A 21,059-nucleotide genomic window follows, 5' to 3' on the forward strand; every position below is an offset into this window, starting at 1 on the left:
TTAATCAATATATAACATGGCTGTGCGGTTTTCCGATCTGAAATAGCGCTTGCCAGAAAAAGCAGTAGCTTCCTGTAATAAATCCTCTTGACTGTAGCCTTTGAGACGTTTGCGACCATCCGCCAAACTTTCCAAATCCGTCAAAGCTGTAAGACTCTCCACACTAATAACTTCCTCATCTCCGACAGGCTTCATGTAAATCTTTCCAGACTCCTCATAGACTAGCTGATGAGGGAAAATCTGAGCAATGTCAAAGAGCAAGTCATCCGAGATTACTTCCTTATTCTCAGAGAAAATTCGCCCAAGACCTTGACTCTCATAGCAAAAACCAAAAGACTTGCCAGATAGATTAAGGCGAATAAAGGGCTTGTTTTCTAGAGTAAAACTTGGCTCAGCATTATAGAGATTCAGTTCCTGAGAAAGTTCTGCAAAATAATCAGTCGCAGCTTGAGGGCTCTTTTTCTGGTAGAGTTCTGCGAAGTAAGCATTGACCACGCTAGGTGGAGGGGTGATGAGGGCTAACTGCTCCTGCTCAGATTTACCAGCTAACAATTGCTCCAGATAAACCTTATCAAGGCTGGTATAGCCACCATACTTGAGGGCTAAGGTTTTGATATCAGTCATAAAATTCCTCTAATCTCCATTTATTTTTCTTCGAAATATAGCCTGTGATCACTTCTCCATCATCTTGGTAGTCACGATCTTCAAGAATCGCTACACTTTCCAAATCATGAATCTTGTAGGATTTCGAAAAAGGCACGCGCAGGGTAAAGGATTCAAAAATGTCCTTGATCTTCTCTAAAAATAAAGCTTGCAGCTGCTCACGACTACCTTGAGACTTAGCTGAAATCATTGCGTACGGTGTTTGGGTAGGCGTAAAATCCTCCACCAAATCAGCTTTATTGTAAAGGGTCAAGCGAGGAATATCCTCCATGTCCAAATCTTTCATGATAGACAGAACCGTTTTTTCATGCTCCTCATGATAAGGATTGCTAGCATCAATGACATGAACTAGAAGGTCTACATGCTTGCTTTCTTCCAAGGTTGACTTGAAACTGGACACCAATTCTGTTGGCAAATCCTGGATAAAGCCAACAGTATCAGTCAAGGTTACCTGTAGATTCCCACCAAGATGGATACTCTTAGTCGTCGCATCTAGAGTCGCAAATAGCTCATCTGCTTCGTACTGGGTCTTACTGGTTAAGCTGTTCATGATAGTTGACTTCCCAGCATTGGTGTAACCAATCAAACCAATCTTAAAGGTACTCGACTCCAAACGTTTTTCTCTGACCGTAGCCCGATTTTTCTCAACGACCTTGAGCTGTCTCTCGATGTCCGTAATTTGGTTGCGAACACTACGACGGTTCAGCTCCAGCTGGCTTTCACCAGGTCCACGGGAACCAATTCCCCCAGCCTGACGACTAAGCATAATACCTTGTCCCACCAAACGAGGCAAGAGGTATTTGAGTTGGGCAAGGTGAACTTGGAGTTTGCCTTCATGGCTACGAGCCCGCATGGCAAAGATATCCAAAATCAACTGCATACGATCAATTACTTTTACTCCGAGAATTTCCTCCAAATTGACATTCTGCCGTGGTGTCAGACGGTTGTTGACAACGACAGTCGTTATTTTCTCGGCGTCTACAATTTGAGCGATTTCTTCCAACTTACCAGAACCGACGAAAGTCTTGGAGTCATACTTTTCCCGTTTTTGCCTGTAGCTATCTACAACGACTGCCCCAGCTGTCTTAGCCAGACTGGCCAACTCTTCCATGGAGAGGTCAAAATTTTCCATGCCCTGCAGTTCAACACCAATGAGCAGGACCCGTTCCTCTTTTTTCTCCGTCTCAATCATTTAAAAACTCCTCAATCTGGCATAAAATGCGATCCTTCACGCCAGACTCACCTATCTGATAAAAGGTCACCTGCATACGATTACGGAACCAGGTCAGCTGACGTTTGGCAAAGCGACGCGTCGCCTGTTTGAGACTCTCACTAGCTTCATCCAAAGTCTGCTCTCCACGGAAATAAGGAAAGAGTTCCTTATAACCAATGCCTTTGGCAGCTTGAACATCTGGATAATGGTCAAAAAGCCACTTAGCCTCATCCAAAAGCCCAGCCTCAAACATGAGGTCCACGCGATGGTTGATACGCTCATAGAGTTGACTGCGTTCATCATCCAAGCAAATAATCAACGGTTGATACAAGGTCTCTTGATTTTCCAAATCCTGAGCAAAATGCGCGATTTCTAAGGCACGCATAGCTCGACGACGGTTAAATTGGGGAATTTCAAGACCTGCTTGCTCCACAAGATGGGCTAATTCTTCATCTGAATAAGACTCTAAACTAGCTCGATAGGCTAAAATCTCCTCATGAGGTGTCTCCCCACCTAGATGGTAGCCTTCAAGCAAGCTCTGTATATAAAGTCCTGTACCTCCTGCTATAATAGCAAGCTTGCCACGGCTATGAATATCCTCAATAGCCTTCTTTGCTTCCAAAACAAAATCAAAAGCCGAGTAAGACTCGGTCACCTCTCTAACATCAACCAAATGATGAGGAACAGCAGCTTGCTCTTCCGGGCTAGCCTTGGCCGTCCCAATATCTAACCTTCTATAAACTTGCTGACTGTCACCGCTGACCACCTCTCCACCAAAGCGCTTGGCCACTTCAATAGCAAGGGCTGTCTTCCCAACAGCAGTCGGTCCAACAATCACAATTATTTTTGTTTTCATCTTTTTTCCTTGAAAAATTCCCATTTTTTCGTTACTATTATTATATCACAAAAAAGTCAGTCAGAAAAATGCTACCTCTTGAGGAGCCTGACTGTTCGGGAAGATAAAGGAGGAAGACTCATGGCTAAAGGATTCGCTAAAGGTCTTGTAACAGGTGTCGCAGGAACTGTCGCTGCCGTTGCAGGTGCAGTATACGCAATTAAAAAGAAAGTGATTGAGCCAGAAGAGCAAAAAGCAGCTTTCATCGAAGAAAACCGTAAAAAAGCAGCTCGCCGTCGCGTATCACATTAAGCAACAAAAGAAGTTGAGATTTCTCAACTTCTTTTTATGTTATTAAATAGCCAAATCAAACTTCAGCTGTGGCTTAACCGGATCATAGTCAACCAACTCAAAGTCTTCTGCTTTGATATCAAAGAAATTAGTCCCATCTGGCACATTCAAAACCAAACGAGGTTGGCAGTTTGACGGTTCACGACCAAGCAATTCCTCTGCTTGTTCAAATTGATTGTCATAGATATGAAGGTTGTTGATGAAGTAGAAGAACTTTCCAACCTTCCAACCAAAATGCTTGGCAATCATCATCTGTAGAGCCACATACTGCATAGCATTAATGTGGTGGGCAACCAGCATGTCATTCGAACGCTGGGTCAAAGTCGCATCCAGATAGATGTCCCCATCAACTCGACGGACATCAAACATAGTCTGGAAAGCACATGGAAGAAGGCCTTCTGTTGCCTCAAAAGCCTCGTAATCCCAGAGCGAGATAATATTGCGACGGTTCCAAGGGTTAGCTTCCAACTGCTTGAGAATCTTGTTAATGATGTCGTGTTTCTTAACGACCGCCCCATAGCGCTCACCGATGGTTCCCGTGTCTCCCACTTCCCAGTCATTCCAGTAGTGAACATTGTACTTGCTATTTAGCACTTCTAGGCTATTAGACTGATCTTGATAGATCCAGAGGACTTCTTTGATGGCGGATTTGATTGCAATGGGTCGCAAGGTCGTGATGGGAAACTCTCCCTTGGCCAAGTCGTACTCAGCAAAGGCACCCGTTATGTACTTGGAATTAGCAACAGTTCCATCCTTGTACTTGGGACGTGCCTGCTCAGAAAAGACACCATCCTTGAGGATTCGTTCAATATTCTCTTTAAAAATCGTGTCTGCTTTTGTCATTTACTCTCACCTCATTTATTGTCCTAACTAGTATAGCATAAAAAATAAAAGAGGAACATTACTAACTCTAGGTTAGCCTTTTTCCTCTTTTATTATTTTATTGCAATACAAGTGATGCTGCTCCGATAACTCCAGCGTCATTTCCTAGAGTTGCAAGAGCCAATTTTGTTGATGTACGTACTTGTGGGAAGGTATTTTCGTCGTAGACTTTTTGAACACCTTGTAGAAGGAATTCTCCCGCAGCTGATACACCACCACCGATGACGATTGTTGAAGGGTTGAGGATGGAGCCGATATTGGCACAAGCGATTCCCAAGTAACGTGAGAAATTGCGGTAAACAATCAGGGCAAGGTCATCTCCCTCTTTTGCAAGATCAAAAACAGTTTTAGCAGTTACTTCTTCTCCATCGTCGATTAAGCGTTTCAAAGCTGCATCGCCTTCGTATTCATCCGCATAACGACGAGTCAAATTGACAATCCCTGTTGCTGAAGCAACTGTCTCAAGACAGCCTTTCTTACCACAGGTACAAGCGATTGGTTGGTCAAAGTCAACAGTGATGTGACCAAGCTCACCTGCTGCACCAGCAACACCGTGGAGCAGTTTTCCTTCAGCGACGATACCGCCACCAACACCGGTACCAAGTGTCATAAAGACAACGTCCGGTTGGTTGTCACCAGCACCCATCCAGCGCTCACCAAGAGCAGCTACGTTGGCATCATTATCGATGAAGAATGGGATACCCAAGGCTTTTTCAATCTTTTCTTTGATTGGTTGAAGGGTTTTCCAGTTGAGGTTGTAGGCACCGATAACAGTCCCTTTTTCACGGTCAACCACACCAGGTGAACCCATTCCAATGCCTCGAAAATCCGTAGCTGACAATCTAAGCAAGTCCAAACGATGCTGAATAGACTCAATCATATCGTCTACAATGTGGCTTCCTTCATCCAAAATGTTAGTCTTAATAGACCATTTTTCTTGGATTTCTCCCTCTTGTGTTAAAATAGCGAACTTGATAGAAGTTCCACCGAGGTCAATCCCAATAATCTTTTGACTCATCGTCTTCTCCTTTTTAATTGAAAATGCTTACAGTACTAGTATAACAAAATCATCAACTTTGTGCAAAGGTTTGCGTGATTTTATTGTTAATTTCTATCATTTCATTTGCCTAAGCTACAATTTCTTAAGGTTCGAATTCCAACTCATACAAACCCCTAACTGCATTACAAGCATAAACGGTTTCTGCCTGCTCCAAATCATCTACAGTCAAGACCTTTTCTTCTACCTGCCTGCTCTCAAGCAAATGCTGACGATAAATACCTGGTAAAATACCTTGAGTACTAGGTGGTGTATAGAGCTTGCCATTCATTTTTAAGACCAGATTCCCAATAGAGGTTTCAAGCAATTCTCCTCTTGCATTATGGTAAATGATTTCCTGTTTACCTAGACTTAAGTGTGGTCTGTAAGTGGTTTTGAAGTAGGTAAATGCTTGTTGCAAATCAGCTTCCTGAAGGCAAAGTTTTGCCTTGTAGAAGTTTGGACTAAAGGGTGTTAATACTTGACGATCGACTTCTATCTCTCCAGACTTGCTGAGGCTGATTCGCAAACGGTAGTCTTGGTGGGAATCACAAGCTTGACATTCTTCCTCTATCTTTTGTTTCAAGTCTTCTGCATCAAAAGGAAAAGCAAAGTATCGACTAGCTTTTTGGAGTCTTTCCAGATGTTGATCTTCAAACAGCAAGCTCTTCTGGCTGATTTTCCCAGTAGTAATCAGTTTGAAACGAGCTTGTTTACGATAGAGAACAGCCGCCTTTTGATGAACCTCTCGGTATTCAGATTCCCAAGTACTATCCCAAGTAATGCCACCACCCACTCCATAGATGGCTTTCCCTTGATGCAGTTGAATGGTCCGAATGGCGACATTAAAAATCCGTCGCCCATTTGGAAGTAAGAGACCAATCGTTCCGCAGTAGACTCCTCTGGGTTGTGGCTCCAAGTTCTTGATGATTTCCATGGTCGCAATTTTCGGAGCTCCCGTTATGGATCCACAAGGAAAGAGTGACTGAAAAATTGCAACCAAGTCCACATCCTCTCGCAACTGACTCTTGATGGTCGAAGTCATTTGCCAAACAGTTGAATACTGCTCCACTTGGCACAGACACTCCACATATTCACTGCCCACTTCAGAAATACGGTTCATATCATTTCGCAAGAGATCGACAATCATCATATTTTCAGAGCGATTTTTAGGATCTTGCTCCAACCAAGCTGCCTCTTTCAAATCTTCATCGTCAGTCAGACCACGTTTAGTTGTTCCCTTCATTGGACGAGTCGTTAATTCTCGGTCATTTTGCTCAAAAAAGAGCTCTGGGCTCATGGAAATCACTGCCATCTCATCATGTTCAACATAGGCATTGTAACCCGCCTCCTGCTCAACCACCATGCGATTGTAAATGGCAAAAGGATTGGCACTTAAGTCTTGCTTGAGTTGGACAGTGTAATTTACCTGATAGGTGTTCCCCTGACGCAAATGATGGTGAATCTGGGCAATAGCTTTTTCATAGTCCTCTGCAGATGTTTGTTCTCGCCACTTTGAAGGCAAATCTACTTCCTCATAAGTCAGAGGAATAGGGGATGTTTCCACCTTATCGTGAACGGTAAAGTAAAGCAAATACTCGCCTAGTAGAGAAGTCTTGTGAACTACTAGTTTTTCCTCAAAAGCAGGTGCAGCCTCATAACTGACGTAGCCCACCACATAATATCCTTGCTCTTGGTAGCTTTCCACTTGCGCCAGCAAGTCTGCTACTTCTGCTAAATCTCTCGTTTTTAACTCTTTGATCGGCTGGGTAAAGGTGTATCTCTCCCCCAAAGCCCTAAAATCAATCACTGTTTTTCTATGCATATCTTAAGTATAGCACAAAAAAGCCGACCTAGAACAGTTAAATCCAGCTTTGTTTACTGTTTTCCATAACGAAAAATCTTCTCTAAGTTACTTTTTTCTACTTTTGGCAACTCTCCATCAGATAGCACCCCTTCTTCTTGTAAAAGCTGGTCTTATTTGAAGTACTTTACACAACAAATTCAACAAAAAAACAGGGAGAATCTTGGTTTCTATACCCTTACTCTCCCTGTCTTTTACTGTTCAGAAATTAAAAATTGATTTGAAGTTTTAATGATGCCTACCGTTTCTTTGACATCTAAATCATCCGTATACAGAAAATGATGTTTCTCACTATTCTTAGCTAAGAAGTCATTTCTTGCTTGGATTGATAAATCGCCTGTTCTCTCAATTTCTTTCCGAGAAGAATCCCTATCTTTCAAGGTTTCTTCTTCTGCTATTAGGACACAATATTTTAGCTTAATTTGTTTTTCTTTTAAGAAGGCTGCAATTTTCTTCAGTTGATCTTCAAATATGACATACTCTATCACGACAGTAATGCCACGATCCAAGAAATTATTGGTCAGACTGATGATATTATCCCAGAACAAATCCATATAAAATCCATCATCTTCCCAAGGAGCTACGAGACCACTTTTTATCATTAAGTAAATCATATCCCCCTCTATAACTGCACTTTTGTCAAAAGAATAAGCCAACTCTTTGCTGACAGTGCTCTTTCCAACACCTGGGGGACCCGAAATGATATAAACACAATTTTCCAAATTTAACCTCTATATACTTGAAATCTATCTCTAACTTATGATCATTCTCAGCCCACTTATGACTTTCTAATAGAATCTTCTGGATACTGCGCACGCGCACCTCCAATTAATTTTGGACGACTTGCGAGAGCCGTTACATGGGCATGCCCAATCTCTCGTAGTACAGGACGAATCGGTACCTGCACATGCTTGACATGCATGCCAATTGCAGTATCTCCGATATCCAATCCAGCATGAGCCTCGATAAATTCGACCTCAACTGGATCCTGCATAAACTTAAAGGCAGCTAACTGACCCGAACCCCCTGCATGAAGAGTTGGAAGGACACTGACGATTTCCAGACCAAACTGCTCTGCCACCTGACGTTCAACAACGAGAGCTCGATTGACATGTTCACAACCTTGAACAGCTAGATGAATTCCTTTATCCTCTAGGATATCTAGGATGGTCTTCACAATGATTTCCCCAATTTCTTGACTGGATTCCTTGCCAATCTGACCACCTATAACCTCACTAGAAGAAAGGCCCAATACAAAGATAGCTCCTTGCTTCAAATTGGCCTTTTCTAATACATCTTCTACAATCTGGCTTGTTGCCCTTTGAATGTCTTTTTCCTTCATACTTGATACCTCTTTTGTCACTATCTATCATATCTTTTTTTACTGATTTTATCAAGGCGAACTGATTATTCTAATTTTTTAAAGCAAAACTCCCAGAATTGACTGGGAGTTAACTAGTTTCTATTCCATTTATGTATATTTCAACTGTCGTACCTTTTGAGGGAATAGAATCAATCTTCATTTGGTAATCTTCTCCAAAATGAAGTTTGAGCCGTTGGTCAACATTTTGAAGACCAACTCCCCCACGTTTGAGCTGACTTTGACTACTATCGCTAGTAGCTTGGAAACCAACACCATCATCCTCAATGCGGATGATTAGTCCTGAATCCTTTTTCTGGACGGAAACTTTAATATGTCCCTGTCCATCTTTCTCCTTGATGCCGTGATAAAGGGCATTTTCTACAAGGGGTTGCAACACCAACTTGGGTAAGACTAGGTTACCAAAGTCAGGTTCTTCATCAATCTCATACTCCAGCTTATCACCATAGCGTTGTTTCTGGATAAAGAGGTACTGGCGGACATGATTGATTTCATCAGAAAGAGAAATCAAATCCTTTCCTTGATTGAGCGCCAAGCGAAAATAGGTCGCCAAGGACTTGGTCACCTGAACCACTCGCTGACTATCCTGAAATTCAGCCATCCAGATGATAGTGTCCAAGGTGTTATAGAGAAAGTGGGGGTTAATCTGGCTCGACAGTGCTTGAAGTTCATACTGCCGGGTTGCTTCTTCCTGCCTGCACACATCTGCCATCAACTGATCAATTTGATCCAACATAGCATTAAACTGGCGAGTCACTTCTCTCAGTTCATAGGCGCCAGCTTCTTTGGCTCGAAGATTTTGTGTACCAGAAGCAATTTCCAGCATGGTATCTCTCAGGTCCTTCAAAGGGGCAATCCAGCGTTTAAGACTGAACCATACCAAACAGAGACAGGCAAGAAGGGATGTGACACTAGCCCCAAGCAAGGTCCACATGAGTTGACTCCGAACCTGGGCTAACTTTTCCAGTGAAGACACTCCAAGCACCGTCCAATCAGTTCCTGCTATCTTTTCCTTACTGACGTAAGATTGGTGGTCTGGAGTATAACCCTGCCCTGTCTCAATATAGGGTTTCATGGCCTCCATTTCACTTGCTGAGCTATAGACAGTACGTTTAGGATGGTAGACAAATTCATGATTTTCATTGATGATAAAGGCAAAACCCTGCTGGCCTAACTGGAGTTGGTTGAGATAGGCTTCCAAGGTTTCGTAAGAAATGTCTAAGCGAAGCACGCCCAGATTGGCTCCCTTTGCATCAACAAGTTCTTGAGTGACAGAAATAACCCACTGACTGTCTGATTTACGAGCTGGCGTCAAAACGGGCTTAGCCCCCTGATGAATAGCCTTTTGGTACCAGTCCTCAGCCATCATATCTGAGGAAGTTTTCATCTGCACTGTATCATCTGTAGAAATGACCTGACCGGATTTGGTGACCAGCACAACCGTTTTCAAGTCCTGGTCTGCCTTTAAGATGGTCAAAAACAAATCTCGGATTCCCTCGACCTTGTCTTGACTAGGATTCTCAGCATAGGCTAAGACATCCGTCTGCTGGGTCAAACTAGTCGAGGTTGTTTCTAATTTTTTGATATAAGACTGGATAAAGTGGCTAGCTTGATTGATAGTCGTTTGGCTATTGCCTTCAATGGTAGCCTCAATGGCTGATGAACTAGATTGATAATAGAAAGTCCCAACCAGAGCTAGGAGAATGAGAAAGACTAGAAAGATGGAAATAACCATTCTGACTAGGAGAGACGAACGCTTCATCGACCTTCTCCCTTCTTAAACTGACGAGGTGTCACACCTGCAATCTGCTTAAAGCGTTGGGTAAAATAGTTCATATCTTCAAAACCAACCTTTTCGGCTATCTCATAAATCTTTAAATCTGTGGTCAGAAGCAAGAGCTTAGCTTGTTTGACACGCTCTCTCACCAAATAATCCTGAAAAGGCAGGCCCAACTCTTTCTTAATCAAGGAACTCAGATAAGTCGAACTAAAGCCCAAGTCACTGGCCAAGCTCTTTAAACTGAATTGGCTATCAGCTAGATGAGACTGGATCTTCTGGGCCATATTTCCTTCAAACTTATCGGTCAGTAAATCTTGTAACTGCTCTTCCTTTCCTTCCTTGTCTAGTTTTTGCTTGATTTTCCCCAACATTTCCTCAATATCCTGACGAGAAAAGGGCTTGAGCAGATAGTCATCGACACCTAGTTTGACAGCAGACAAGGCATAATCAAAATCATCGTAGCCAGTTAAAAAAACTAAATGCACCTGAGGATAGGTTTCTCGTACCAGACTGGCCAACTGGATGCCATTTAGCTGAGGCATATTGATATCGGTTAAAATGATATCTGGCACCTGCTTTTGAATCAAGTCCCAAGCCTGTCTTCCATTTTCAGCCTGACCGATGATTTCCATATCGTAGGCTGCTACATTGACCAGCTTGGTCAAGCCTTGTCTTACCAGATACTCATCTTCTACGATTAAGATTGTGTAGGTCATGCTCTGCTCCTTTACCGCTTACTAGTATCAGTATAGCAAAATTCTCCTCTAACTGCTTAGGAAAGCCCTCTTATACTCAATGAAAATCAAAAAGCAAACTAGGAAGCTAGCCGCAAGTTGCTCAAAGTACAGCTTTGAGGTTGCAGATAGAACTGACGAAGTCAGTAACCATACCTACGGTAAGGCGGCGCTGACGTGGTTTGAAGAGATTTTCGAAGAGTATTAATCGACATAATCTAGTAAATAAGCATAGCCTTTTTCTGCCATTTGGTCTTTGGGAATAAAACGGATAGAGAGACTATTGATACAGTAGCGCAAGCCTCCCTTATCCTGTGGTCCATCCGTAAAGACATGGCCAAGGTGAGAATCTCCAACTCGGCTTCTTACTTCCATGCGTGTCATATTGTAGGACTTATCTTCCTTGTAAGTAGCCACATCTGGGCTGATGGGCTGGGTGAAACTAGGCCAGCCACAACCCGACTCAAACTTATCCTTTGATGAAAAGAGGGGTTCACCAGTTGCCACATCCACATAGATACCGGATTCAAATTTATCCCAGTAGCGGTTTGAGAAAGCTCGTTCTGTTTGATTTTTCTGGGTGACTGCATACTCTTCAGGTGACAAGGTCTTTTTCAATTCTTCATCACTTGGTTTGGGGTATTTGCTGGCATCAATGACGGGATAGGCCGCCTGATTGACATTAATATGGCAGTAACCATTTGGATTTTTCTTGAGATAGTCTTGGTGGTAATCCTCAGCCACTACAAAATTCTTCAAGTTCTCCTTTTCAACTGCTAGAGGTTGGTCATATTTTTTAGCAACTTCATCAAAGACTTGATTGATTACTTCCAAATCCTTGTCATCTGTGTAATAAACGCCGGTACGATACTGAGTCCCCACATCATTTCCTTGTTTATTTTTGCTGGTTGGATTGATAATGCGGAAGTAATGAAGCAGGATTTCTTTGAGGGAAATTTGGTTGGCGTCATAGGTGACATGGACAGTCTCTGCATGTCCTGTTTGGTTAATCAATTCGTACTTGGTTGTTTCCCCTCTACCATTTGCATAGCCTGAAACGGCATCTGTCACTCCAGGCACGCGTGAGAAGTATTCCTCCACTCCCCAGAAACATCCCCCAGCTAGATAAATTTCGTGCAAGTCTGCGTCTTTGCTAATCTCTGTTTTTTTCACTGTTTTTCCTCCTTGGCTAACTGACGCTTTCTCAATTTGCGAGCTATCTGTCTGGCCTGCATTTCGCATCAATAGAAAATAGAAACCGCTTATGGCTAGGAGAATGACCCCTGCCAAGACAAACAATTTTACTTTATCATTCATGATCTTTCTCTACCCCATTTCTTTCAATGTCTTTAAAATCATATCCTTATCCATAAAACCTGGTTGCGTTTTGACCAGCTTGCCTCCCTTGTCTATAAAGGCTTGAGTCGGGTAAGAACGAATACCATAACTTTCCAAAAGTTTGCCTGACGGATCAATTAGAACTGGAAAATTTTTATAATCCAAGCCCTTGTACCAGTTCTTAAAGTCCGCTTCTGCTTGCTCCCCCTTGTGGCCAGGAGATACCACTGTCAAAACTACGTAGTCATCACCAGCATCCTTAGCAATTTCGTCCGTATCTGGAAGGCTGGCTAGACAGATGGAACACCAAGAAGCCCAGAATTTAAGATAGACTTTCTTGCCTTTGTAGTCAGATAAACGATAGGTCTTACCATCTACTCCTGTTAGTTCAAAATCAGCGACTGCCTGACCTTTAGTCGCAGTTTGCGCACCGACTTGTTCTGTTTTGGTTTGCTCCTTCATAGTTGATTCGTCTGACATGTTTTTAGCCGAACAAGCTGCCAAGCAACAGATTGAGCCTACTCCAAGTAGACATGTTTGCCATTTCTTCATTTCTTCTTCCTCTCTATTCAAATAATCTTGTCAAAATAGAAGCATTTCCCAAAAGCACCAAGATTCCCATCAGGATAATGAGGAAACCACCCACTTTTTTGAGGGTTCCGAGGTAAGGATGGAGTTTTCGAAAATGTTTCAAAACATAGCTGGAGGCGAGAGCTAGAACCAAAAATGGTAGCGCCAAACCTAGCGTGTAAACCAACATGAGACCAGCTCCCTGCCAAGCACCTGAGCCACCTGAAGCCGCTAAGGCCAAAACAGACCCCAGAACTGGCCCCACACATGGCGTCCAAGCAAAACTAAAGGTCAACCCCAGTAAAAATGCCTGACTATAGCCGTTAGCGTTTTGACCCTGTCTCTTTAATTGTAGCCTTTTTTCCTTGTAGAGCCCCTTCAAATGTAAGACTTCCATCTGGTGTAAGCCCAAGAGAATGATAACTGCACCTGTCACATACTGAAACCAAGAAGCATACAGCAAATTGCCTAAAAAACCAGCTCCATAGCCCAGTAAGATAAAGATAAAAGAAATCCCCGCTATAAAGGCCAGAGTTCGCACTAAACTAACAAGTGAGATTGAAATTTTTCCGCTAGAAGCCTGAGCACCATCTTTGTCATCCAACAAGATCCCTGCATAGACCGGTAACAAGGGTAAGATACAAGGAGAAAAGAAGGAAAGAATTCCAGCAAGAAAAACACTGATAAAAAAGAATACATTGTCCATTGCCTTCCTCCATTCTTTGATTTGTTAAGTCTATTATAATTCCCAACTCTAAGAAAAAACAGGGACAATGATAGGAAAAAATAGGAATTTAATCAGTTTATTCAGAAATATGGTACAAAAAAAGCCAGACAAGGTCTGACTTTGATAGAAACAGAAAAGAAAATCACCTGTCTTCCCTAATTATCTGGTAATAAATAAGGTCCGAAACGTAGTCTTTTCTCTCCACACCATTGGCAATAGTTTTTAGATAGGACATTCCAGCCTTCTCCATCACACGGCCTGAAGCTGGGTTAAGACTGGCGTAACGAGCTCTGACCTTTTGAAAGCCTGCTTGAGTAAAACAAAAGTCTAAGACAGCTTTCAAGGCCTCCGTCATCATACCTCGGCTCCAATAATTTTTTCCTAAAATATACCCAATTTCACAAGAAGAATCGTTCTTATCCATATCAACGATGCTGATATCACCTATCACTTGTTCTGGGTTTTCCTTGAGGCAAATCGCCCATTTGTAATAGTTGGGATTGGCATAAGAGGCAACCCAATTGCGAATTGAGTTTCGAGTCACATCGACATCAGGATGGGGATCCCAGGTGACATAGGTCAGATTCTCAGCAGACGAAGCCCAATTTTCAAACATAGCTTCTGCATCACTTTCCACAAATCTTCTCAAAATCAATCGTTTCGTCTGCAACGTTTGCGTACCGATTGCTTTCATGATGTTACCTCGCTTTCTAAGCTTAAGGCTCAAGCTAAAAAGGTCCCCCGGACCTTCTTCGCTTTCTCATTTCTAGGCTCAGGGTAAAAACCTCCACTAGAGGTTCCTCGTTTTCCCGTTTCTAGACTCGGGCTGAAAACCTCCACTGGAGGTTTTCACTCCCAAAAGTCATCAAATACGGTGATGGGTAGGTGGCGTTTATGTTGGCCTTTGTGCCACCAGTTTTCAATAGTCGCTTGGGCTTCTGGGCTGATTGTTTTGCCTTCTAGGTAATCATCAATTTCATTGTAAGTGACTCCAAGTGCGATTTCGTCTGCAATACCTGGTTTTTCTTCTTCCAAATCTGCTGTTGGGATTTTTTCATAAAGGGCTGGATCTGCACCAAGCTCTTTCAAGAGTTGTTTTCCTTGACGTTTATTGAGACGGAAAAGGGGTAAAATATCCGCACCACCATCACCAAACTTGGTAAAGAAACCTGTGATATTTTCAGCTGCATGATCAGTCCCAATAACAGCTCCGCTATGGGCTCCAGCAAGCGCATATTGAGCAATCATACGGCTACGAGCCTTGATATTTCCTTTATTAAAATCCGTCATTGGACTGCCTGTAGCTTCTACTGCTAAGGCCATGGCATCAACAGAGTCTTTTATATTCACAACCAAGCTGACATCTGGTTGGATGAAAGCGAGGGCTTTTTGAGCATCCGCTTCATCAGCTTGCACGCCATAGGGCAGGCGGGCAGCGATAAATTGGTAACTGTCATCTCCTGTCTCTGCTCGCATTTCTTCCATAGCTAATTGCGCCAAGCGCCCTGCTAAGGTTGAGTCTTGTCCTCCAGAAATCCCTAGTACAAAAGTTTTAAGGAAGGGGTGTTTTTTCAAGTATCTCTTTAAGAAATCAATCGAACGACGGATTTCTTCCTGAGCGTCAATCACTGGCTTGACACCCAGTTGCTGGATAATGGTCTCTTGCAAACTCATTCTTATTCTCCTTCACCAAGGGCTTCTTTGCGCATCTTGTCAATCAAGTCCATCTTATCTTGCCAAATATCATGCGCCAAATCTACTGGATAGTGCTGTGGATTGAGTACCCGTTTATACTCATCCCAAAGCTTGTCAAATTCTTTGCGAGCATAGGACTGAATCTCGGTCAAACTAGGCAAATCGTAAACCAATTTTCCTTCTTTAAAGATATCCACTAAGAGAGGAACGGCATCAAAATTACGAACGGTCTTCTTGATGTATGTATAAGTCGGATGGAACATCTTGATTTCAGTCATACCGCTCACATCCACACCATCATAGGTGATGTAGTCGCCTTCTGACTTGCCTTTTTCACGACTGGTAATGCGCCACACCTGTTTCTTACCTGGCGTTGATACTTTTTCAGCATTATTAGACAGTTTGATGGTATTGCGCATACGACCATTCTCATCTTCGATAGCTACAATCTTATAAACTGCCCCAAGAGCTGGCTGATCATAGGCTGTAATCAGCTTGGTTCCCACACCCCAGACATCAATCTTGGCCTTTTGCATCTTGAGGTTGAGAATAGTATTTTCATCCAAATCATTAGAAGCATAGATCTTAGCCTCTGTAAAGCCAGCCTCGTCCAGTTGCTGACGGACTTTCTTGGAAATGTAGGCAATGTCCCCAGAGTCGATCCGCACACCCATAAAGTTAATCTGATCACCCAGCTCACGCGCCACCTGAATGGCAGCTGGCACACCGATTCGCAACGTGTCATAAGTATCTACTAGAAAGACACAGTCACGATGGGTCGCCGCATAAGCCTTGAACGCTTCATAGTCGTTTCCATAAACTTGTACCAAGGCATGGGCATGAGTCCCCAAGACAGGAATATCAAAGAGTTTACCAGCACGCACGTTGCTGGTTCCATCGGCGCCACCAATCACGGCTGCGCGTGTTCCCCAGATAGCTGCATCCATTTCTTGCGCACGACGTGTCCCAAACTCCATCAAGGGTTCATCTTCAATAACCGAACGAATACGTGCCGCCTTAGTCGCTATCAAGGTTTGAAAGTTAACGATGTTTAAAAGAGCAGTTTCAACCAATTGACATTGGGCTAGAGGGCCTTCCACCTGCACAATTGGCTCATTAGCAAAAACCAAGTCCCCTTCCTGGGCAGAACGAACCGTCAACTCCAACTTGAGATTGCGGAGGTAGTCTAAGAATGCCCCGTGATAGCCAAGCGACTCCAAGTAGGCAATATCGCTATCTGAAAAGTGCAAGTCTTTAAGATAGTTCACAATTCTTTCCAAACCAGCAAAAACCGCATAGCCGTTCTGAAAAGGTTGCTGGCGGAAATAAACTTCAAAAACCGCCTTTTTATTGTGAATCCCTTGGTCAAAGTAAACCTGCATCATGTTGATCTGGTACAAGTCCGTGTGTAATGTCAAACTATCATCTGGATACATCTGTTTTCCTTCTTCCTTCTTTATAAAGGTATGAACGTATTCTACCACTTTCACACCATCCGATAAATTTAGTACTATTATAACACATTTTACCGAGATTGATAAAAAGCTAACAAGCTATTCTCCATTCTCCAGTTCATCCATATCTTGCTCAAACTTTTTTTGAGCCCATTCGCCATAACTTTTAAGGCCGAGATTGCCGATAAAAACCCAAGGAAGGTAAATCAGATAAGTAATGACCCAAGCAGACAAGTATTTAACGTTCAAAGGATTGTGCTGATAAATTTCTATGTTAAATTGATAATTCTCCAACATCAAGAGAGTCGTAATAGCGAGAGTTACCAGCAAACACCCTAAAATTGTAAAATGAAAACGACTATAGTAGTTCACACCCAAATCTCGAGAACGGCCGAAAAAGTAAGAAGTTCCAATAATGATAATGATGAGAATCATTCTCGGATTAAAAAGACTTGGTGCTAATACTGCAATCATATAAGATAAAATCAAGAAAGCTATAGAGATATAGAAACTTTCAGCCCCCGCTTTATTCATCAGTTGTTCTTCTCTTTCGTCTAATAATTGATAATAAAAAAATCTATTTTTCATCTTCTTCCTCCCAAACTTGCTGATTTCTGCGATTCAAGTATAGAATAACTCGGTCCATAGAATAACTCCCAACGAGATAGATGATAACTGCTAGAACCACTTTTAGGGAGTACTTCCAAGTCAATAGACTGACCAGTTCCTCGCGATTGCCTACGATATCAATCAATAAAACCACTATAGAAAATCCCAAAGCAGATAAAATTCTTTCTTTTCCAGTATTCTCAACAATATCTCGAATATCAATTCCTACATACATGCGGCGAATAATGGCATACAAACCTACTCCAATCAATAAAAGTAATTCTGGTGAATAGGATAGAAGCGTTAAATTAAAAATATAAACTTTGGCAAAAATTTCCAGTGCCAAAAATAGGCACATTCCCAAAAGAATTTCTCCTGAAATCTTTCCATCCAATTTTTCCGTACGTTCATCTTTGATCACAAGTTTTTTTCTATTTTTCATCTTCTTCCTCCCAAAATAGTTGGTCTAATGTTTTTCCTAAGCATCTGCAAATGGACTGGCAGAGGGAGAGACTAGGATTGTATTTCCCAGCTTCAATCAAGCCTATAGTCTGCCTAGTAACGCCCACAGCTTCTGCCAAATCCCCTTGTGTTAAATCACGCTCCACCCGAGCTAATTTTAATTTTAAATTTTTAGCCACTAGCGTCCTCCTTCACATTTTTAAAAGTTGCGCTTCTTTTAAAAACATTATACCATATATCTAACTTAATGCAATATATAAATGTCATTTTGTGAGATTTTATTAACAAAAAAACTCTCTACTACAAAAAATAGAGAGCGTTGCCTTTAAATATAGGATTTCAAAATATCAACGACATCACTTCTTTTCTTGACCTGATGGGCCTTGATGCCCAATTTCTGAGCTGCGTTTGTATTGTCCTCAATATCGTCTAGAAAGACACAATTTGTAGGATCTAGCTGGTATTTATCGAGAATCTCCTTAAACATTACCAAATCAGGCTTTATAGCTTTTATATCACAGGATAAGACAAAGCCATCTAAAAGTTCTTTTAAGGGAGATAGTTGCTCTTCCAGCAAGTCATAAAATACCTTTGAGGTATTGGACAAGACAAAGATGCGATGCCCCTTTTTCTTTAGTTCTGACAAGACAGGAAAAACTTCCGTATAAATGTCAATGTAGCTAGACCAGTTCCAGATAACTTCTTCGACCTTCTTTTGATAGGTCCTGCCAATCATTGACACAACTTTAAGCACCAACTCTTCTCTCGTCATGGTTCCAAGATCTAATCTTTCCCAAAGTCCCGACTGAAAAATGGCCTTATCTAAAATCAAATATTCTTCCTTCGTATCCGAAACACCTTGCAAAATCTTATCTTTGTTCCATTCTAATAAAACGTTGCCCATATCTAGTATGATATCCATTAGCCCACCTCCATAGCGATGTGAAGATTTCCTCTTTGATTTATACTTTCATATTTAGCTTACAAATCCTTTTGGTAATAGTATCTTTGTCCTGTATAGGGATAGTCTTGCAAGGTAAAGACTTCCTTGTAGCCATGCCTTTTATAAAAATCTGGCGCCTGAAACTGGTAAGTATTGACAAAAGCAAAACGACAGTTTCGATTCTTAGCTTCACTTTCTGCCTGTTGCAATAGTTTTGAACCGATTCCCTGTTCTCGCAATTCCTCTTTCACAAACAAATACTCGATTTCCAACCAATTTCCGAAAGTCTCTGCTACTAAGCCTGCCAAGAGATTACCCTTTTCGTCTTCAACATAAAGATTCAGTGGCTCGCTTTCAGCCTCTTCTCTTTTGGAACGATTATAAGAACGAATCAGATTTCCTATTTCTTGTGCTTTATGCGATTCCTTATTTTCCAATCTAAAGTGCATCCAAACCTCCTTCGAACTGTTACAGCTTGATTATAATCTTATTTCAATAGACTGTCAAACTAGAAAAAAACTCACCAAGCAGAGTTGATGAGTTCATGAGTTATTTTCTAAATTTCCACTGGCTATAAATTCCGAAACCGATAATCCAGATAGCTGAACCAATTGCTCCCATAAAAGTAGATTCTTGTAAAAAGAGGGTTACAAAGACAAAGATAAAGAAGAGCATGGTTAAAGGATTTAGAAAACGGTAATGGGGCATGAGGTAGCCATCCGCCATGAAGTCTTGTGACTTGCGGTATTTGAGATGAGCCACCATGATCAAGATATAAATCGCGATGTAAACACCTGATGAAGACGCCGTAATCAAAGCAAAGGCATCGGAAACACCTGGCAAAACATTGATAAAGGCAGCCAGAGCAATTAAGATTGCTGAAGCAATAATAGCATTTTGTGGAACATTATGGCGAGAGAGAGTATCTGCCTTAATTGCTTTGAGGAAGCGATTTGGCGAATCATGGGCAATCTGGTACAAATGACGACCTGTTGAGTAAAGGGTTGAGTTAAGAGCAGATGCTGCCGACGTCAAAACAACGAAGTTAATCAGAGCTGCCGCCCACTTGATACCTGCTAACTCAAAAACCGTTACAAATGGTGAATCTGAAGAAACAAGTTCTCGCCAAGGAATAATAGACATAATGGCTAATAGAGCACCACCATAGAAGAACACAATTCGGAGAGGAATTTCCTTAACTGCTTTTGGCAAAACCTGACGAGGATTCTTCGTTTCAGAGGTTGTCACTCCGATAAATTCAATCATCAGATAGGCAAAAAATACCATTTGAAAGGCCATGACAAAGTTCATGACTCCATTTGGGAAAAGAGAGAATTGATTGCTGATATTTGCTAGACTTGCAGCACCATATGGTGTTTCAAATCCTGTTAAGACCATAAAGACTCCTGTTGCAATCATAGCTAAAATAGCCACAATCTTAACCATAGCAAACCAAAACTCGACTTCTCCAAAGAGCTTAACCGCAATCAGATTGACCAAGGCCAAAATCGTTAAAAAAACAATCTGAATCAACCAACTAGGCCAAGAAGGAAACCAAAACTGAACATAATGCGAAATCGCAGTGATTTCTGCCATACCGATAAATACAACAGACAACCAATAAGACCAAACAGAGAAATACCCCCAGCCTTTCCCCAAATGACGGGTGATAAAGTTGATAAAAGTATGTTGTTCTGGATCCTGATATAGCATCTCCCCAACAGCCCTCATCATCAAAAACATAAAGGCTCCTGTAATCATGTAAATCAGGATGATAGAAGGTCCAGTAAGGCTGATAGAACGACCAGCACCTAGGAAAAGTCCTGTTCCGATTGTCCCCGCAATGGCCATCACCTGAACATGGCGATTGGTTAAACCACGCTCCATTTTATTTTTTTTCTTATTTGAACTCATATAGTCTCCTATTTATTCAAAAAATCAAAAAGGAGTTGAGCAAGTCAAGACCTCCACTACTCCGTTTTCATTCTATTTAGGCTGTTTTTTCAACCTTTAAAATTTTGACATCGTAACTACCAACAGGTGTCTCAATCGTAACAATATCGCCTGTTTTTTTGCCGATCAAAGCTTGTCCAATCGGACTTTCATTTGATACCTTCCCAGCGAAAGCATCCGCACCTGCAGAACCGACGATGATGTAAACTTCCTCTTCCTCTTCACCGATTTCTTGGATGGTTACTGTCTTACCGATAGCTACCTCATCTTGGGCAACTGCATCGCTATTAACAATTTCAGCATAGCGAATTTTGGTTTCTAGACTTGAAATTTGTCCTTCAACAAAAGCTTGTTCATCCTTAGCTGCTTCGTACTCGCTGTTTTCTGAAAGATCCCCGTACGAACGAGCAATTTTGATACGCTCTACTACTTCAGGACGACGAACGAGTTTCAATTCTTCTAATTCTTTTTCTAACTTTTTCTTTTCTTCAAGGGTCATTGGGTAAGTTTTTTCTGCCATTTTTTCAACTTTCTTTTCTATTACTTTTTTAAAACAAAATTATGTGGAA

Annotated in this window: 24 protein-coding genes; 1 reads left to right on the plus strand and 23 read right to left on the minus strand. The window is 41.8% G+C overall.

Translation table 11 applies throughout. The features are described from left to right. Genes HMPREF9188_RS06805 through miaA form a run of 3 tightly spaced genes read right to left on the minus strand, consistent with a single transcriptional unit; the run spans position 1 to position 2,732 of the window. Positions 1-624 (minus strand): hypothetical protein, encoded by a 624-nt coding sequence (locus HMPREF9188_RS06805; protein WP_009730361.1) that lies wholly within the window; start codon positions 622-624, stop codon positions 1-3. Continuing rightward, on the minus strand, positions 617-1,855 hold the full coding sequence (hflX, locus tag HMPREF9188_RS06810; protein ID WP_009730362.1) for a GTPase HflX: 1,239 nt from the start codon (positions 1,853-1,855) through the stop codon (positions 617-619). Before hflX ends, HMPREF9188_RS06805 begins: the two co-directional genes overlap by 8 nt. Further along, positions 1,848-2,732: a tRNA (adenosine(37)-N6)-dimethylallyltransferase MiaA gene (gene miaA / locus HMPREF9188_RS06815; protein WP_009730363.1), complete on the minus strand. Its 885-nt coding sequence runs from the start codon at positions 2,730-2,732 to the stop codon at positions 1,848-1,850. Before miaA ends, hflX begins: the two co-directional genes overlap by 8 nt. Positions 2,733-2,852: 120 nt before the next feature. On the opposite strand from miaA, the gene HMPREF9188_RS06820 reads away from it, so the two are divergent. Then, positions 2,853-3,023 carry a DUF3042 family protein gene (locus HMPREF9188_RS06820; protein ID WP_001051782.1) on the plus strand — a complete coding sequence of 57 codons (171 nt, stop codon included), beginning with the start codon at positions 2,853-2,855 and terminating at the stop codon, positions 3,021-3,023. Between the two features lie 42 nt (positions 3,024-3,065). Here the strand turns inward: HMPREF9188_RS06820 and HMPREF9188_RS06825 are convergent, their stop codons facing one another. The 20 genes from HMPREF9188_RS06825 to greA all read right to left on the minus strand — a co-directional run bounded on the left by HMPREF9188_RS06825 (position 3,066) and on the right by greA (position 21,010). Beyond that, positions 3,066-3,905, minus strand: coding sequence for a thymidylate synthase (locus tag HMPREF9188_RS06825; protein WP_009730364.1), 840 nt, complete (start codon positions 3,903-3,905; stop codon positions 3,066-3,068). 97 nt (positions 3,906-4,002) lie between these two features. Beyond that, the gene (locus HMPREF9188_RS06830) at positions 4,003-4,962 is read right to left on the minus strand and encodes an ROK family glucokinase (protein ID WP_009730365.1); all 960 of its coding nucleotides are present in this window, start codon (positions 4,960-4,962) and stop codon (positions 4,003-4,005) included. A gap of 124 nt (positions 4,963-5,086) precedes the next feature. Further along, entirely contained in the window at positions 5,087-6,805 is a 1,719-nt protein-coding gene (gene pabB / locus HMPREF9188_RS06835; RefSeq protein ID WP_009730366.1) for an aminodeoxychorismate synthase component I, read from the minus strand. 233 nt (positions 6,806-7,038) lie between these two features. Further along, positions 7,039-7,566, minus strand: coding sequence for an AAA family ATPase (locus tag HMPREF9188_RS06840; protein ID WP_009730367.1), 528 nt, complete (start codon positions 7,564-7,566; stop codon positions 7,039-7,041). 56 nt (positions 7,567-7,622) lie between these two features. Next, entirely contained in the window at positions 7,623-8,186 is a 564-nt protein-coding gene (locus HMPREF9188_RS06845; protein ID WP_009730368.1) for a TIGR01440 family protein, read from the minus strand. 109 nt (positions 8,187-8,295) lie between these two features. Then, positions 8,296-9,987, minus strand: coding sequence for a cache domain-containing sensor histidine kinase (locus HMPREF9188_RS06850; RefSeq protein WP_009730369.1), 1,692 nt, complete (start codon positions 9,985-9,987; stop codon positions 8,296-8,298). Then, positions 9,984-10,721: a response regulator transcription factor gene (locus tag HMPREF9188_RS06855; protein ID WP_009730370.1), complete on the minus strand. Its 738-nt coding sequence runs from the start codon at positions 10,719-10,721 to the stop codon at positions 9,984-9,986. The genes HMPREF9188_RS06850 and HMPREF9188_RS06855 overlap by 4 nt, the downstream gene beginning before the upstream one ends. A 222-nt stretch (positions 10,722-10,943) precedes the next feature. Next, a complete protein-coding gene (gene msrB / locus HMPREF9188_RS06865) occupies positions 10,944-12,056 on the minus strand; it encodes a peptide-methionine (R)-S-oxide reductase MsrB (protein WP_009730371.1) in 1,113 nt (370 codons plus the stop codon). Positions 12,057-12,065: 9 nt separating this feature from the next. Continuing rightward, positions 12,066-12,629: a redoxin family protein gene (locus tag HMPREF9188_RS06870; protein WP_000759258.1), complete on the minus strand. Its 564-nt coding sequence runs from the start codon at positions 12,627-12,629 to the stop codon at positions 12,066-12,068. Positions 12,630-12,642: 13 nt separating this feature from the next. Next, a complete protein-coding gene (gene ccdA2 / locus HMPREF9188_RS06875) occupies positions 12,643-13,353 on the minus strand; it encodes a thiol-disulfide oxidoreductase-associated membrane protein CcdA2 (RefSeq protein WP_009730372.1) in 711 nt (236 codons plus the stop codon). A 163-nt stretch (positions 13,354-13,516) separates the two neighbouring features. Continuing rightward, complete coding sequence (locus HMPREF9188_RS06880; RefSeq protein ID WP_009730373.1) at positions 13,517-14,068, minus strand: GNAT family N-acetyltransferase; 552 nt, start codon at positions 14,066-14,068, stop codon at positions 13,517-13,519. A 155-nt stretch (positions 14,069-14,223) separates the two neighbouring features. Continuing rightward, positions 14,224-15,048 (minus strand): ammonia-dependent NAD(+) synthetase, encoded by an 825-nt coding sequence (nadE, locus tag HMPREF9188_RS06885; RefSeq protein WP_009730374.1) that lies wholly within the window; start codon positions 15,046-15,048, stop codon positions 14,224-14,226. Between the two features lie 2 nt (positions 15,049-15,050). Continuing rightward, positions 15,051-16,505, minus strand: a complete 1,455-nt coding sequence (locus HMPREF9188_RS06890; protein WP_009730375.1) for a nicotinate phosphoribosyltransferase — start codon at positions 16,503-16,505, stop codon at positions 15,051-15,053. Positions 16,506-16,622: 117 nt separating this feature from the next. Beyond that, on the minus strand, positions 16,623-17,111 hold the full coding sequence (locus HMPREF9188_RS06895) for a DUF6773 family protein (protein WP_000797154.1): 489 nt from the start codon (positions 17,109-17,111) through the stop codon (positions 16,623-16,625). Then, on the minus strand, positions 17,101-17,574 hold the full coding sequence (locus HMPREF9188_RS06900) for a DUF6773 family protein (RefSeq protein WP_000797306.1): 474 nt from the start codon (positions 17,572-17,574) through the stop codon (positions 17,101-17,103). Before HMPREF9188_RS06900 ends, HMPREF9188_RS06895 begins: the two co-directional genes overlap by 11 nt. Further along, positions 17,564-17,773, minus strand: coding sequence for a helix-turn-helix transcriptional regulator (locus tag HMPREF9188_RS06905; protein WP_001107502.1), 210 nt, complete (start codon positions 17,771-17,773; stop codon positions 17,564-17,566). Before HMPREF9188_RS06905 ends, HMPREF9188_RS06900 begins: the two co-directional genes overlap by 11 nt. A gap of 146 nt (positions 17,774-17,919) precedes the next feature. After that, on the minus strand, positions 17,920-18,516 hold the full coding sequence (locus HMPREF9188_RS06910; RefSeq protein ID WP_000351391.1) for an HAD family hydrolase: 597 nt from the start codon (positions 18,514-18,516) through the stop codon (positions 17,920-17,922). A 59-nt stretch (positions 18,517-18,575) separates the two neighbouring features. Further along, positions 18,576-18,986, minus strand: coding sequence for a GNAT family N-acetyltransferase (locus HMPREF9188_RS06915; RefSeq protein ID WP_009730376.1), 411 nt, complete (start codon positions 18,984-18,986; stop codon positions 18,576-18,578). Between the two features lie 100 nt (positions 18,987-19,086). Then, entirely contained in the window at positions 19,087-20,451 is a 1,365-nt protein-coding gene (locus tag HMPREF9188_RS06920) for an amino acid permease (protein WP_009730377.1), read from the minus strand. A gap of 76 nt (positions 20,452-20,527) precedes the next feature. Continuing rightward, positions 20,528-21,010, minus strand: a complete 483-nt coding sequence (gene greA, locus HMPREF9188_RS06925) for a transcription elongation factor GreA (protein ID WP_000818770.1) — start codon at positions 21,008-21,010, stop codon at positions 20,528-20,530. Positions 21,011-21,059 lie beyond the last annotated feature (49 nt).

Origin of the sequence: Streptococcus sp. F0441 (genome assembly GCF_000314775.2) — a bacterium.
In the GTDB taxonomy this organism is placed as follows: domain Bacteria; phylum Bacillota; class Bacilli; order Lactobacillales; family Streptococcaceae; genus Streptococcus.